The sequence below is a fragment of the Rhizobium sp. JAB6 genome, assembly GCF_003024605.1.
Classification (GTDB): domain Bacteria; phylum Pseudomonadota; class Alphaproteobacteria; order Rhizobiales; family Rhizobiaceae; genus Rhizobium.
Genome location: NZ_PYJQ01000001.1, coordinates 487,717 through 501,527 on the forward strand (window position 1 = coordinate 487,717; position 13,811 = coordinate 501,527).

General features: G+C 59.3%; 10 protein-coding genes and 1 tRNA gene. 6 read left to right on the top strand and 5 right to left on the bottom strand.

All coding sequences use genetic code 11. The features are described 5' to 3' along the window. Positions 1-10: 10 nt before the first annotated feature. From istA to C7U61_RS02450, 4 genes are all read right to left on the bottom strand, one after another. Positions 11-1,540, bottom strand: coding sequence for an IS21 family transposase (istA, locus tag C7U61_RS02435; RefSeq protein ID WP_106996533.1), 1,530 nt, complete (start codon positions 1,538-1,540; stop codon positions 11-13). 671 nt (positions 1,541-2,211) lie between these two features. Continuing rightward, positions 2,212-3,102, bottom strand: a complete 891-nt coding sequence (locus C7U61_RS02440) for a DUF2806 domain-containing protein (protein WP_106996534.1) — start codon at positions 3,100-3,102, stop codon at positions 2,212-2,214. A 553-nt stretch (positions 3,103-3,655) separates the two neighbouring features. Next, positions 3,656-3,731, bottom strand: a tRNA-Thr gene (locus tag C7U61_RS02445). Positions 3,732-3,871: 140 nt separating this feature from the next. Continuing rightward, positions 3,872-4,831, bottom strand: a complete 960-nt coding sequence (locus tag C7U61_RS02450) for a nitronate monooxygenase family protein (RefSeq protein WP_106996912.1) — start codon at positions 4,829-4,831, stop codon at positions 3,872-3,874. A gap of 355 nt (positions 4,832-5,186) precedes the next feature. On the opposite strand from C7U61_RS02450, the gene C7U61_RS02455 reads away from it, so the two are divergent. Then, positions 5,187-6,437 carry a hypothetical protein gene (locus tag C7U61_RS02455; RefSeq protein WP_106996535.1) on the top strand — a complete coding sequence of 417 codons (1,251 nt, stop codon included), beginning with the start codon at positions 5,187-5,189 and terminating at the stop codon, positions 6,435-6,437. A gap of 23 nt (positions 6,438-6,460) precedes the next feature. Here C7U61_RS02455 and ppk2 read toward each other — a convergent pair whose 3' ends face one another. Continuing rightward, positions 6,461-7,342 (bottom strand): polyphosphate kinase 2, encoded by an 882-nt coding sequence (ppk2, locus tag C7U61_RS02460; protein WP_106996536.1) that lies wholly within the window; start codon positions 7,340-7,342, stop codon positions 6,461-6,463. Positions 7,343-7,616: 274 nt separating this feature from the next. Between ppk2 and phoR the strand changes: the two genes are divergently transcribed. From phoR to pstB, 5 genes are all read left to right on the top strand, one after another. Then, the gene (gene phoR, locus C7U61_RS02465) at positions 7,617-8,843 is read left to right on the top strand and encodes a phosphate regulon sensor histidine kinase PhoR (RefSeq protein ID WP_106996537.1); all 1,227 of its coding nucleotides are present in this window, start codon (positions 7,617-7,619) and stop codon (positions 8,841-8,843) included. A 185-nt stretch (positions 8,844-9,028) separates the two neighbouring features. Continuing rightward, positions 9,029-10,063, top strand: a complete 1,035-nt coding sequence (locus C7U61_RS02470) for a substrate-binding domain-containing protein (RefSeq protein WP_106996538.1) — start codon at positions 9,029-9,031, stop codon at positions 10,061-10,063. Between the two features lie 62 nt (positions 10,064-10,125). Beyond that, positions 10,126-11,607: a phosphate ABC transporter permease subunit PstC gene (pstC, locus tag C7U61_RS02475; protein WP_106996539.1), complete on the top strand. Its 1,482-nt coding sequence runs from the start codon at positions 10,126-10,128 to the stop codon at positions 11,605-11,607. Positions 11,608-11,636: 29 nt separating this feature from the next. Then, positions 11,637-12,938, top strand: a complete 1,302-nt coding sequence (gene pstA, locus C7U61_RS02480; protein WP_106996913.1) for a phosphate ABC transporter permease PstA — start codon at positions 11,637-11,639, stop codon at positions 12,936-12,938. A 15-nt stretch (positions 12,939-12,953) separates the two neighbouring features. Beyond that, a complete protein-coding gene (gene pstB / locus C7U61_RS02485; protein ID WP_106996540.1) occupies positions 12,954-13,769 on the top strand; it encodes a phosphate ABC transporter ATP-binding protein PstB in 816 nt (271 codons plus the stop codon). Positions 13,770-13,811: the final 42 nt, after the last annotated feature.

Consider the following 13,811-nt stretch of genomic DNA (forward strand, 5'->3'; position numbering starts at 1 on the left):
TTCGTTCTCCTTAGTGGTAATAGCGAGGTCCGCGGATGTTCTCGTGGTGGATCGGTTCGTGCGAGGCAGCTCCATTCGAGCTCGCCGCCCGATCGAGATGATTGTCGAGGATGGAGCGCACCGAACCATAGGTCCGGGCCCCGATCTCCAGCGCTCGGGCGCAAGCGGCATTGACCCTGTCGCGGCCGAAGCTCTTGTTAAGGCGGATAATCCCGAGGCAGGCGCGAAAGCCCTGCTCGGGATGCGGCCGGTCGGCAAGGATGCGCTCGCACAACAGGTCGACATCCGGCCCCATGGCTGAGGCTTCGCGTCGAATGCGTTCGATCGTCCAGTCGGCGAAACGACGATGCGCCGAGGGCATATGATCGGGGATGGTCGTGTGCTTGCCGTTGCCGCTCGAGCGGCGGTGCGCGGCGATCCGCTCGCCCTTATGGAATATCTCGATCGTATTGGCGGTGATACGCGTCTCTACTTGCTCGCGGGCAAAGCGATAGGGAACGGAGTAATAATGCCGTTCGATCTCGACATGATAATCCAGCCCGGCACGCCGGATACGCCATTCGGCGAAGACATAGCGCTCGACAGGCAAGGGCCGCAAAGCCGGCCGATCAAGCTCTTCGAACAGTTGACGGCGGGTAACGCCAACCCGGCGCAGGACACGTTTATCGTTGAGGTCGCAAAGCAAGTCGGCGATCGCCGCATTCACCTCGGCCAGGCTGTAGAAGACCCGATGGCGAAGGCGACCCAGCAGCCACCGCTCGACAATACGAACCGCAGCCTCCACTTTCGCCTTGTCGCGAGGGCGTCTCGGCCGCGTCGGAAGGACGGCGCTCCCATAGTGCGCCGCCATTGCGCTATAGGTCCTGTTGACCTGGGGATCAAAGTGGCATGCCTTGATGATCGCCACCTTGGCATTGTCGGGAACAAGCAATGCCGGCGCACCACCGAAGAACTCCAGCGCCTGGATATGGCATTCAATCCAATCGGGAAGCGTCTCGCTCCAGCGAGCATGGGCATAGGAGAGGCTCGATGCGCCCATGACCGCAACGAACAGATGGGCCTGTCGCGTCTTGCCAGACAATCGATCGACAATCACCGTGACCGTGTCGCCGGCATAATCAACGAACAGCTTGTCGCCGGCCATATGATCCTGCCGCATCGTCACCGGCAGCTTCAGAGCCCAGCCGCGATAGAGGTCACAATACCGGCTGTAGCGGTAGCCGTCGGGATAACGGCTCATGTATTCGTCCCAGAGAATTTGCAGCGTCATATGCTTGCGCTTCAGCTCGCGATGGACCTGCGCCCAGTCCGGCTCCGGCGCGCGACGATGACCCGTCTTCGTCCCGGCCGCCTTATAAAGCGCTGCCTCCAGGACCGTATCGCTGACGTCGTCGCCCAAAGGCCACGACAACCCAGCAACCGCTGCCCGCCGTAGCGTCTCGCGCACCGTCGACGGCGCAGTCCCAACCCGCACCGCAATCGACTTGTGCCCAAGTCCTTGCTCAAAGCGATATCTCAGTATCTCGCGGACACGCCGCATCTCCAGTCTCTCCGCAGGCATACCGTTCCTTCCCTGTCACCATCGACGGAAGGAACTTCACACCTGCAGAACACCCTTGCCAGATGCCCGCCAAAGGGGGCGGCATCATCTCGGAATAAGGGGGCGACTATTTCTCGGAATTGGGGGGCGACATCATTTCGGAATCAGGGGGCGGATTGCCTCGGAATTTGCAGGCTTGTGAATAGGGAGGACACGAAAGCCGCCCTCGAAGCTGAAGGTATCGAATTGGTCAATCCGGGTGGGAATGCGAAAGCATACTTTAGGAAGACATCTCTTCGGGTTCTGCCGTGGGAACTGCCACAGGAGAGAACAGCAGCAGGGTTCTGATTATGATTAGGGCGGCGGGCCTTAATGCTTCGGCTATGGCTTCGCCGTCAGGGTGCCATGGGTTTGTGTTGTGAAAAGTCTGTTAAGGGTGTCTATACAGAAAAATCACAACAAGCCGACCATGCTGTTATGACGGGCCTCCGCGTCGCTTCGCTCCAGTTCGAGAAAGAAATAGGGTCATTTGCTTATAAGGGGTATCTATGTAAGTGATTGACCCCCTTTTGCCTAAAGGACTGGCGGGCGAGATGCTGGCGGATTTCCCTTTCTGTAGGGACTAAGAACACACTCTCCCTTTCCCTTCGCACTCATGAACCGGAGGTTCTTTAGGCCACGTCTAGCTCCAGCGCTAAATACCGATTTTTGAATTCCGTGGGGATGGAGATGCGAACTCCTCGGTCGATTAAGTTTTGTAACACATCTTCGAAATATGTCTTTGACGGCTGGCTTCCCGCTATCACGGCGAGTTCACGACCCGCAGCCGTAAGGAGGGCTGGCCCTATGGAAAGGGTATTTCCTTGATCCCCCTCAAATTCGAGCGCTATTGGGCACCCATAATACCATACATGAACATACTTAGGGAGGTTCGGTCGAATATAGCCGGTTGCCGGTGCGTGCTGAATGAGGCCCATGCTTTCGAGTTCGGCAAGATCGGTGAAACTCATTGAGTAACCGTCTTCATCTCGCGTCGCTTTGCTTTCTCTAGGAAACATCGGGGTGAGGTTGCCGATCATCCATAAATTCCGACAGAATCTCGTAAAAAGCTCTGCATCGCTCCTGCTCATCTGGGCTACGATATCCATCGTCCTTCGGGAAAACGAACCAGTCTTATTGGCTTCCCCTGCCAGTATCTTTGCCCAAACAGATTGCATCTCCTCGTTCGAAACCAGTCGAGCCTTCTCAAAAAGATACCTGACAAAATCCTCGTCTAGCTCGTCCGGTTTTGCATCGGCTGAGAGGTGAGGAATGGCCTTCGTCGTGATGCTTTCGATGTTCTCTTGATTCTTTTCCTCTTCAAGAACCATCCGCTTGACAGCACGCTCTCGGGTTTCCGTAATCTCAATATCTGCAAGTGCTAAAATCTTCTTCGCGTCAGCTTCAGCTTGGGCCACTCTTCTGATCTGCCAAGGCTTTGCAATTCCGCCTACTGCATCCGACACACGACTAATGAGTTCTGTAGCTGGTTTTTCGAGACCGGTAAGGTTCGTGATTTCCATACTTGCACCGCCCTGCCTATGCGTCTGTTTTGGGTCTCTTTCTGATTCCCTAGTTGTGTTCGGATTCACGCAGATTCAACCGAAAGAGTCTAGGGTGTTGTTGCGGGTTTGTTCCGTCGCGCACAGGCTTCGCTAAAAGTCCAGAATTTCTCTGAGAAAATTTCAGGGTGCCATACACTCATACACCTGGGGTCCCGATCCCCCTGCTACCCCTTTGTGAACGATCCCATAGGAGGACAATTCCTTATTCATCTTCCTGCTTGTCGATCTCTGACAGACAGCGTGAGTTCTCGGAGATGATTCTCAAGAGGGAAAGCTTTGTGATGCTGGCGAAGCCACGTGGGCTCTTCGGGCCGAACCATCCGGCTAGGTATTCGTGGGACTACGCTCCGTCATTATCAGAACCCAAGGGTTCCCCGTGAAGCTCCGCTTCGTCGTTACAACATCATTAGATTTATGCCGCTTTAGCTCAGTCGGTAGAAAAGCGAGCTTGCCGAGCGTGGTTAGTGTTCGAATAGATAATTGAAAACATTTAGGAATGGGCAAAGAAAAATGGTGCCGCTTACGTGACTCGAACACGTGACCCCATCATTACGAATGATGTGCTCTACCGACTGAGCTAAAGCGGCATTCTGCGGAGCATTCGGTTCGGCCCCGCGATTTGCATGGCGCTGATACAGTCTATGCGGTCAGATTTCAAGCGCTCAAATTGCCAATCGGCAAAAAAGGCGGGATGCTTGTGAAAAAAGCCCCGCTTTTTCAAGCCCGCTCAAAGCGCTAGCCGGGCGCGTGCCTGCCGGTATTCTCTCTCCAGCCTGTCGACGAGAGCGGATACGGGCTGGATGGATTTGACGGCGCCGATGCCCTGGCCGGAACCCCAGATGTCCTTCCAGGCCTTCACGCCGGTAGTGGCTGCTTCGAAATCCATCTTCGAGGGATCGGCCTCGGGCAAATTGTCCGGATCGAGGCCGGCGGCGCGGATCGAGGGCTTCAGATAATTGCCAAGAACGCCGGTGAAATAGTTGGAATAGACGATATCGGCGGCGGTGCCCTCGACGATCGCCTGCTTGTAGGCGTCGGCCGCACGCGCCTCTTCCGTTGCGATGAAGGGCGAGCCGATATAGGCCATGTCGGCACCGGCGGCCTGGGCCGCAAGGATCGCGCCGCCCGTGGCGATAGCGCCAGCCAGCAGCAATGGCCCGTCGAACCATTCGCGGATTTCCTGCACCAGCGCGAAAGGTGAAAGCTGGCCTGCGTGGCCGCCGGCACCGGCGGCGACGGCGATCAGCCCGTCCGCGCCCTTGCGGATCGCCGAATTGGCATGCCGGTTGTTGATGATGTCGTGCAGCACGATGCCGCCATAGGAATGCACGGCCGCGTTCACCTCGGGCACGGCGCCGAGCGAGGAGATGACGATCGGCACCTTGTATTTCACGCAAAGCATAAGATCATGCTCGAGACGCTTGTTCGACGCATGGACGATCTGATTGACCGCAAATGGAGCTGCCGGGCGCTCCGGATTTGCGGCATTGTATGCGGCAAGATCCTCGGTAATCATGGCAAGCCATTCGTCAAGCTGGCTTTCCGGCCGCGCGTTCAGCGCCGGAAAGGAGCCGACGACACCAGCCTTGCATTGTGCCAGCGTCAATGCGGGATGAGAGATGATGAAGAGAGGCGAAGCCACGACCGGCAGGCGCAGACGCTGGCTTAGGATGGAGGGGAGGGCCATGAACATCATCCCTTTTGACGTTTACGAAAACGTCAAAAGGGATAACAGATGTCTGCCAAGAGGGAAAGATGGGGAAGGAAGCAGGCAAGGCAACGGGCAATAGGCAATAGGCGATAGGCAATAGGCAATAGGCAATAGTGCTTGACCGTCCCCGCGCGATCCCTACCGCCTACTACTGCCACCCAATTTGCGTCGTCTTTGCCGTTTATCCCCGCCCGAGTGCCCTTAACCCGAGGGGGAGGCTTGCGTATTGCGGAACTGGGCGTTACCGAATCCGGTTAACGATTGATGAAAATATGGCTGCCTTGCCAGCGGATTATGCGAGTATAGTGCGAGTGAGCGTAAAGGATCGGATGTGAGCGGATTAGAAACGGCCATCAGAAGCGCGTTGGATCGGTCTGATCGCGCCAATCCGGAAATCCGGGCTCGCATCTATCAGTCGGCACGCCAGGCGCTGGAAGCCGGCCTTCGCAAGCAGGACATTACCGATGTCAATGTCGTAGCCGCCCAGCGCCAGCGTCTGGAAACGACGATCCGTGAGATCGAGGCCGAGGAGCGCGCCCGTACCGTGCAGGCGATGCCGGTTTCCCCGGAGCTGGATGCCCCGCATGTTTCTCCATCCGCTCCCCGGCCTGAAACAAGGCAAGCTGCCGCACGGCCGCAGGAGCCTGTCATGAGCGTACGCGGGGAAACGCGCGATCCGCCGATGTCGGCTGGCCCTGCCGTTCCTGTCGAGCCGCTATCGGCCGAACGGGCGGGGCGGGAAGGCGATTTCGCCGATATGCGCGCCGGTCCCGCCGATCATCTCGGTGCCGACAGCGATGTGCGTCCGACAGCCGATATGCGGCCTGCGGCGCGATCGATGAACTTCAAGCCGGAGCGCGCGGCCGTGCGCCGCAAGCCGCGCAAGTTCTTCTCTCGCCTGCTCGTCTTCTGCATTCTGCTCGCCTTCCTCGGCGTCGGTGCCTGGTGGATCAAGACCTCGGGTGTGCTCATGTCGGCCGCCCAGCGGGATACGAGCGTGCCCAATCCGCCGGCACATGTCGATTCGCAGGATTTCAGCGGCAACAGCAACGATGACGATATGTCGGATCAGGACGACAATAGCGGTCCTGTCAATCCGGGGCTCGCCACCATCGATCCGCAGAACAGCTTCTCCGCGGAATGGCTCGAGGTCTTGAAGCCCACCGACGCGCCGAAGGTGACGACAGGCCCGCAATCGAAGGCCGAGAACGTATCGGAGAACGAAGGGCCGGCCGTGAGGCTGACCTCGCTCAGCAGCGGCCCGGAAGGCAGCGGCTCGGTCGAGGTGCCGGTCAATGTGCTGCAGCAAATGGCGGGAAAAGCCTCGACCGTCGCGCTGACATTGCAGTCCACCTCGGATGCACCGACGCAGATCACGGTGGAATGCGATTTCGGCTCCCTCGGCCGTTGCGGCCGGCATCGTTTCACGGTCAGCCGGCAAAAGACGGATTCCCTGTTCCAGGTCAAGTTCGATCGCGCTATGACGCCGACCAATTCAGGGCGCCTGATCATCAACAGCGATGTCGACGGCAAGGCCCGCGGCGTCAACATCTACGCCATCCGCGTCTTGCCCGGTCAATAAGCCCGCGCCACGCGTCGAACTTCTTAGGTGAGGATATCCGATCCCATGCCGAGGATCTTCTCGTCGATCTTGCCGATCGCTTCCTTGTCCTTGCCGTCATAGTCGAGCGTCAGCAGAATGTGACGGATAAGGTTCAGGCGCGCGCGCCGCTTGTCATTGGCGCGGATGACCGTCCAGGGTGCGTGATCGGTATGCGTATCCTCCAGCATGCGGTCGCGCTTTTCGCTGTAATCCTTCCACTTCGGCAGCGCGGCGATGTCCATGGAAGAGAGCTTCCAGACGGCGCGGGGATCGTGGCGCCGGTCGTGGAAACGCTTCAGCTGCATCTCCCGGCCGATATCGAGGTAGAATTTGAAGAAATAGATGCCGTCCTGGACGATGAGCTTTTCCATCTGCGGTGCCTGCTTTAGGAACTGCTCATATTGCTTCGGGGTGCAGAAGCCCATGACCGGCTCGACGCCGGCGCGGTTGTACCAGGAGCGGTCGAACAGCACGAATTCGCCTGCCGTCGGAAACTGGGCGACATAGCGCTGGAAATACCATTGGCCGTTTTCGCGATCGGTCGGCTTCGTGAGCGCCACCACGCGCGCCAGACGAGGGTTCATATGGGCCGAGGTCGCGGCGATCGAGCCTCCCTTACCGGCGGCATCGCGTCCCTCGAAGAGCGCCATTACCCGCTTGCCTGTCGCCTGCAGCCAGAACTGCACCTTGATGAGCTCGATCTGCAGCGCTTTCAGCTCATCGAGATACTCGTCTTCCTTCAGCTTCTTCTTGTAGGGATAGCCGCCCGAGGTCAGGGCTTCATCTTCGATCCAGCTCGGAAGCACGGGGTCAACGACATCGAATATCCGCTTGATGCCATGGATATCCAGCTCCACCGCCCGGCTTTCTGCTTTCTCTTCCATATGTCGGCTCCTCGGCTATTTACGCGGCGTTAACCCTGCCGCCGGCGGCGGCAAAAAAAGCTCGGCCACGAAACTGAAACTTTTATCCAATAGTTTCAAGCCCTTTACCGTCGCCGTCTTTTGCCGGCTACATTTATTTTTTCCAGTTGATGGCTTCTGTGGATAGAGCCGAATACTTCTGTCATGAATCGCAGATAAGACGCGGAATCCAGCGTTTCACGATGGCGGGCGAAGGACGGTGCAGTTGGAAGACGAATGGTCATTTGTCAGGAGGTTGGCAGTTCGGCTGCGGCAGGAGAGTGCCATCCTGGTTTTGGCGACGCTGATTGCCGCGCTCGCCCTCGTCGAAGGCATCAACACCGGCGCTGTATTCTGGATCTGGGCCATCGTCATGATCGTCACGCTGCTTCGTCCGCCGCTGGTCGAGCGGGTGGAGGTGCCGTCGCAGGCCGAACCTGCGCCCGTCGACCCACAAAACCTGTTGCGCACCGCCTTTGCGGGGCTGGCCGCACTCGACATCCCCGTGCTGATCATCGACCGCGAAGCGTCGGTGCTGATGCAGAACATGGCCGTCGAAAAAGCCTTCGGTGCCTTTCCGATCGGCGCACATATTTCCTCGAAGCTGCGTTCGCCGGGTCTGCTCGACATGGTGCGCGAGACCATCGCGACCAATACGCCGAACCAGATCGAACATTCCGAGCGCCTGCCGTCGGAACGGGTCTACATCGTGCGCATTGCCCCGATCGAGCTGCCCGAGATCCACAGGCTGGAAGATGCGCTCTTCCTGCTCTCCTTCCGCGATATATCGGAGCTGCGCCACATCGATCGCATGCGCTCCGATTTCGTCGCCAATGCCAGCCACGAATTGCGCACCCCTCTGGCATCGCTGCGCGGCTTCATCGAGACGATCCAGGGGCCCGCCAAGGCCGACCCGAAGGCGCAGCAGCGTTTCCTTGGCATTATGCTCGATCAGACGACGCGCATGAGCAGGCTGGTCGACGATCTCCTCTCGCTCTCGCGTCTGGAGCTGAAGTCCCATATCGCGCCGGATCAGAAGGTGGATCTCGTACCCTTGCTCGGCCATGTGCGCGATTCCCTCCTCCCGCTGGCCGGCGACCTCGACGTGACCATCAATCTGCATTTGCCGGCGGGCAAGGTGGAGGTGTTGGGTGATCGCGATGAGCTGGTGCAGGTCTTCGAGAACCTGATCGAGAACGCCTGCAAATACGGCCAGGAGGGCAAGTCGGTCGAGGTGTCGCTACTGAACAGTGCGGGCGAGGCCGTCGAGGTCGTCGTCTCGGACAAGGGGCCGGGGATACCCGCAGAACATGTGCCGCGCCTGACCGAGCGCTTCTATCGCGTTAACGTTGAGGACAGCCGGTCCAAGAAGGGAACCGGTCTCGGACTTGCCATCGTCAAGCATATTCTGACCCGCCACCGGGCCAGACTGATCGTTAAGTCGGAAGTCGGAAAGGGAACCGACTTTACGGTCCGCTTCTGACAACCTCCGTACATCCTTCATTTGGGCGGCGATTTATCTGAATCATATCAGGTACATAGTCTGTCATAATTGTTTCACTCGCCTGACATAAAAGGGCGGTGTTTTCGCCAGTAAGAATGGACTGCTGAAAAAGTGGATGTGGCCTCCACCTCGGCGCTCTTCAAAGCTCATCAGGGGGATTCATTGTGAATGCTTTGAAAATGTCCATTCTTGCACTGGTTGCATCGGTTGCCCTTGCCGGCACTGCAACTGCCCGCGACCAAATTCAGATCGCCGGGTCATCGACCGTATTTCCATATGCCAAGATCGTTGCCGAAACCTTCGGCGAGACCTTCACCAATTTCAGGACCCCCGTGGTGGAGTCCGGCGGCTCCGGAGCCGGTCTGAAGGAATTCTGCAAGGGCGTCGGAACGGATTCCATCGACATCGCCAATTCATCGCGCCCGATCAAGGATAATGAAATCGAAGCCTGCAAGGCCGCCGGCGTCAGCGATATCCAGCAGATCAAGATCGGCTATGACGGCATCGTCTTCGCCTTCGAAAAGAGCAATCCCGACATCAAGTTCGAACCGGTCGATCTCTATAAGGCGCTTGCCGCCGAAGTGGTCGTCGATGGCAAGCTCGTCGCCAACCCTTACAAGAAATGGTCGGAGATCAAACCGTCGCTGCCGGATTTTGAAATCGCCGCCTATATCCCGGGGGAGAAGCATGGCACGCGCGAAGTCTTCGAGGAAAAGGTGCTCACCGCCGGCTGCAAAGCTTCCGGCGCAGCGGATGTGATCAAGGCAGCAGTCTCCGATGCCGCTCAGCAGGCAAAGAAATGCATTGCCGTGCGCAAGGATGGCGCCGCTGTCGATATCGACGGCGACTATCCCGAGACTTTGGCTCGCATCAACGCCAACAGGCATGGCATCGGCGTTTTCGGCCTTTATTTCTTCCAGAACAACGCCGACAAGCTGAAGGTTGCGACCGTCAGCGGCATCGTGCCCTCGGGCCAGACGATTGCGGATGGCACTTATCCGGTATCGCGGCCGCTGTTCTTCTACGTCAAAAAGGCCCATCTGGGTGTCATCCCGGGGCTCAAGGAATATGTCGATTTCTTCACAAGCGATCAGATGATCGGACCGGATGGCCCGCTGGCGGAATATGGCCTCGTGCCGGCGCCGGATGCTGAACGCGACCAGATCCGCAAGGATTTCGCGGGCGGGAAGATCATGTGAGTGCTGAAGGATCGAGCCACGGCGCGGTTTTCCGCTGCGCCGGCGTTCGCCGGGGAATGGGAATGAGTGTATCGCTGCTGCTGCTCTGCTTGTCGGTCTTCGGCGCCTCCGCTTTCGTGCTGGGGCGGGTGAAGGCGGCTGCGCTGTCGGGCGGCAGGCCGTCGTCCATGCATTCCCGGCTCGGCTATCACGGCGCCTATGCCGCCATCTGGGCGGTGCTCCCACCCTTAGCGCTCGTCTGCGCATGGCTGATCGTCAGCCCCATCGTGATCGACCGCCTGGTGACCAAAAGCTTTCCCGAGGAGGTTCGGTCTTTGCCTCCGGCCGAACTCAATCTCAACTACGGCATGGTGCGCAGCATTGCCCGCGGCATGCGCATGCTCGATAGCCGGGAGCTCGCCGATGTCGATGGCGGCAAGGTCGATCTGCAATTGCTCCTAGCGCAGAAGGGCGTTCCCCTCGCCGTTCGCCCCACGGGCTACATGATCGATGCCGCCAACAAATATAACGGCATGCGCGAACTGAGCCGCATGGTCATGTCGGCAGCGGCGATCGTCCTGTCGCTGCTTTGCGCAGCCCATGGCCTGCGCGCCATCGCGCCGCGTTTTCGCGCCCGCAACGGCGTCGAGCAGGTCATTCTGGGAGCCCTGATCGTCGCCTCCTCCATTGCGGTGCTGACGACGGTGGGCATTGTCGTTTCCATGCTTTCGGAAGCGGTACGCTTCTTCAGCATGGTGCCGGCCGGCGAATTTTTCTTCGGCACCGTCTGGGACCCGCGCTTCACCGGCGCCGGCCTGCAGACCTCAGGCACCTTCGGCCTGATTCCGCTGCTGGCGGGCACCATCTATATCGGCTTCGTCGCCATGCTCTTTGCCGTGCCCATCGGCCTGTTCGCGGCGATCTACATGGCCGAATATGCCTCGGCCCGCGTCCGCTCGGTGGCCAAACCGATGCTGGAGGTTCTGGCCGGCATTCCGACGATCGTCTACGGCTTCTTCGCCCTCATCACGGTCGGCCCTTTCCTGCGCGACATCTCAGCCGAGATCGATGGCTTGATGACCGGAAACTACAGAAGCTTCATCGAAGCGCAGAGTGTTTTGACAGCCGGCTTCGTCATGGGCGTGATGCTCATCCCTTACGTTTCCTCGTTATCGGACGATATCATCATGGCCGTGCCACGCTCGTTGCGCGACGGCTCGCTCGGCCTTGGCGCCACGCGGTCGGAAACGGTCAAGCGTGTGCTCCTGCCTGCGGCCCTTCCCGGCATCGTCGGCGCATTGCTGATGACTGCGTCGCGCGCGATCGGCGAAACCATGATCGTGGTGCTGGCAGCAGGCGTCGCCGCGCGCATGCAGCTCGATCCGTTCGAGCCGATGACGACTGTCACCGTGAAGATCGTCAACCAGCTGACCGGCGATCTGGAATTCACCTCGCCGCAGACGCTCGTCGCCTTCGCACTCGGCATCACGTTGTTCTGCCTGACGCTGTGTCTCAACGTCTATGCGCTATACATCGTCCGCCGATACAGGGAGCAATACGAATGAGCGATGTCGTATCCTCTTCCCAACTCAACATGCCGCGCGGCCTGACGCCGGGTGTGTCCGTGCGCCGCGATATCGGTATCAAAAGGCGCTACGCCGCCGAACGCCGCTTTCGCGCCTATGGGATCACGGCCGTCATTTTCGGCCTTATCTTCCTCGTCATTCTGATCTCCACAGTGTTCCGCACGGGCTATACCGCCTTCGTCCAGACCTCGATCACCCTGCCGATCGAATTCACCGAGAAGGTGATCGACCCGGGGGCAAAGCGGACGTCCGATCCGAAAGTTCTGATCTCAGCAAACTATCCGGTTCTTGTGCGCGACGCGCTGGTGAAGGCGCTTGGTACCGATCCGGCCAACCGCGCGCTTGTACGCGAGGCGACGGCCATGGTGTCGGACAGCGCCAGGATCGCGCTGCGTGACAGGGTGGTCGCCAATCCTTCGATCATCGGAACGACACGGAACGTCACCTTCCTGGCCAGCGCCAATATCGATTCCGCCAACAAGGGCCAGATCGATCTGACGGTCGATGAGAAGGATCGCAAGATATCCGACCGCCAGGTCGCCTGGATGAAGCAGCTCAGCGGAAGCGGCGCGCTTTACAAGGCCTTCAACAGCGGTCTCTTCCTGTCGGGCAATTCGAGCCGGCCGGAAGCCGCCGGTCTCGGCGTAGCGCTGATCGGCTCGTTCTACCTGATGCTGACCGTTCTCGTGCTGGCCTTGCCGGTGGGCGTGGCCGCCTCGATCTATCTGGAGGAGTTCGCGCCGAAGAACCGGCTGACGGATCTGATCGAGGTGAATATCAACAATCTCGCCGCCGTCCCTTCGATCGTCTACGGCCTGCTGGGCCTGTCGGTCTTCATCAATATGATGGGCCTGCCGCGCTCGGCCTCTCTGGTCGGCGGTCTCGTGCTCAGCCTGATGACGCTGCCGATGATCATCATTGCCACGCGCTCGGCATTGCGTGCCGTGCCGCCTTCGATCCGCAGTGCGGCACTCGGGCTCGGGGCTTCGCGCATGCAGGTGGTCTTCCACCATGTCCTGCCGCTCGCCATGCCTGGTATTCTGACGGGCACGATCCTCGGGCTTGCCCATGCGCTCGGCGAGACCGCCCCGCTGCTTCTGATCGGCATGGTCGCCTTCGTCGCCAGCTATCCGGCATCGCCGCTCGATCCTTCGACGGCGCTGCCCGTGCAGATCTACATGTGGGCGAGCGAAGCCGAGCGTGCCTTCGTCGAAAGGACGTCCGGCGCCATCATCGTCCTGCTCTTCTTCCTCGTCGCGATGAACATCGGCGCCATCCTGCTGCGCCGCCGCTTCGAGCGGCGCTGGTAAGGGAGGGCACACGAAATGAACATGATGACGGAAACCGCAAGCGAAAAAGCATTGTCCAGGAGGATGATGGCGATCCCCTACAAGATGATCGGCCAGGACGTTTCCGTCTTCTACGGCGACAAGCGCGCGCTCTTCGATGTCAATCTGAAGATCCGCGCCAATACGGTCACGGCCCTGATCGGCCCTTCCGGCTGCGGCAAGTCCACCTTCCTGCGCTGCCTCAACCGTATGAACGACACGATCGACACCTGCCGCGTCACCGGCAAGATCACGCTCGACGATCAGGATGTCTACGACGACAGCATCGATGTCGTGGAATTGCGCGCCCGCGTCGGCATGGTCTTCCAGAAACCCAACCCGTTTCCGAAGTCGATCTATGAGAACGTCGCCTACGGTCCGCGCATCCATGGTCTGCACCGTTCGAAGGCCGATCTCGAGCATATCGTCGAAACCAGCCTGCAGAAGGCGGGTCTCTGGGGCGAGGTGAAGGATCGGCTCCACGACGCCGGCACGAGCCTGTCGGGCGGTCAGCAGCAGCGCCTCTGCATCGCCCGCGCCGTTGCGGTCAGTCCGGAGGTCATTCTGATGGACGAGCCGTGCTCTGCGCTCGACCCGATCGCAACCGCCAAGGTGGAGGATCTCATCCACGAGCTGCGGGAGAATTTCACCATCGTCATCGTGACGCATTCCATGCAGCAGGCAGCTCGCGTCTCGCAGCGTACCGCCATGTTCCATCTCGGCCACCTAGTCGAGGAGAACGACACCGATAAGATGTTCACCAATCCCGACGATTTCCGCACGCAGGATTACATCATGGGCCGTTTTGGTTGATGATGGCAGGCGCGCGGCTCCTTTCACACAGTTCACCTTGAG

Coding starts and splice junctions, on each gene's coding strand:
- C7U61_RS02450 (WP_106996912.1), bottom strand. CDS start 4,831: ATGGCCCTCCCCTCCATCCTAAGCCAGCGTCTGCGCCTGCCGGTCGTG.
- istA (WP_106996533.1), bottom strand. CDS start 1,540: ATGCGGCGTGTCCGCGAGATACTGAGATATCGCTTTGAGCAAGGACTT.
- C7U61_RS02440 (WP_106996534.1), bottom strand. CDS start 3,102: ATGGAAATCACGAACCTTACCGGTCTCGAAAAACCAGCTACAGAACTC.
- pstB (WP_106996540.1), top strand. CDS start 12,954: ATGAACATGATGACGGAAACCGCAAGCGAAAAAGCATTGTCCAGGAGG.
- pstC (WP_106996539.1), top strand. CDS start 10,126: ATGAGTGTATCGCTGCTGCTGCTCTGCTTGTCGGTCTTCGGCGCCTCC.
- pstA (WP_106996913.1), top strand. CDS start 11,637: ATGCCGCGCGGCCTGACGCCGGGTGTGTCCGTGCGCCGCGATATCGGT.
- ppk2 (WP_106996536.1), bottom strand. CDS start 7,342: ATGGAAGAGAAAGCAGAAAGCCGGGCGGTGGAGCTGGATATCCATGGC.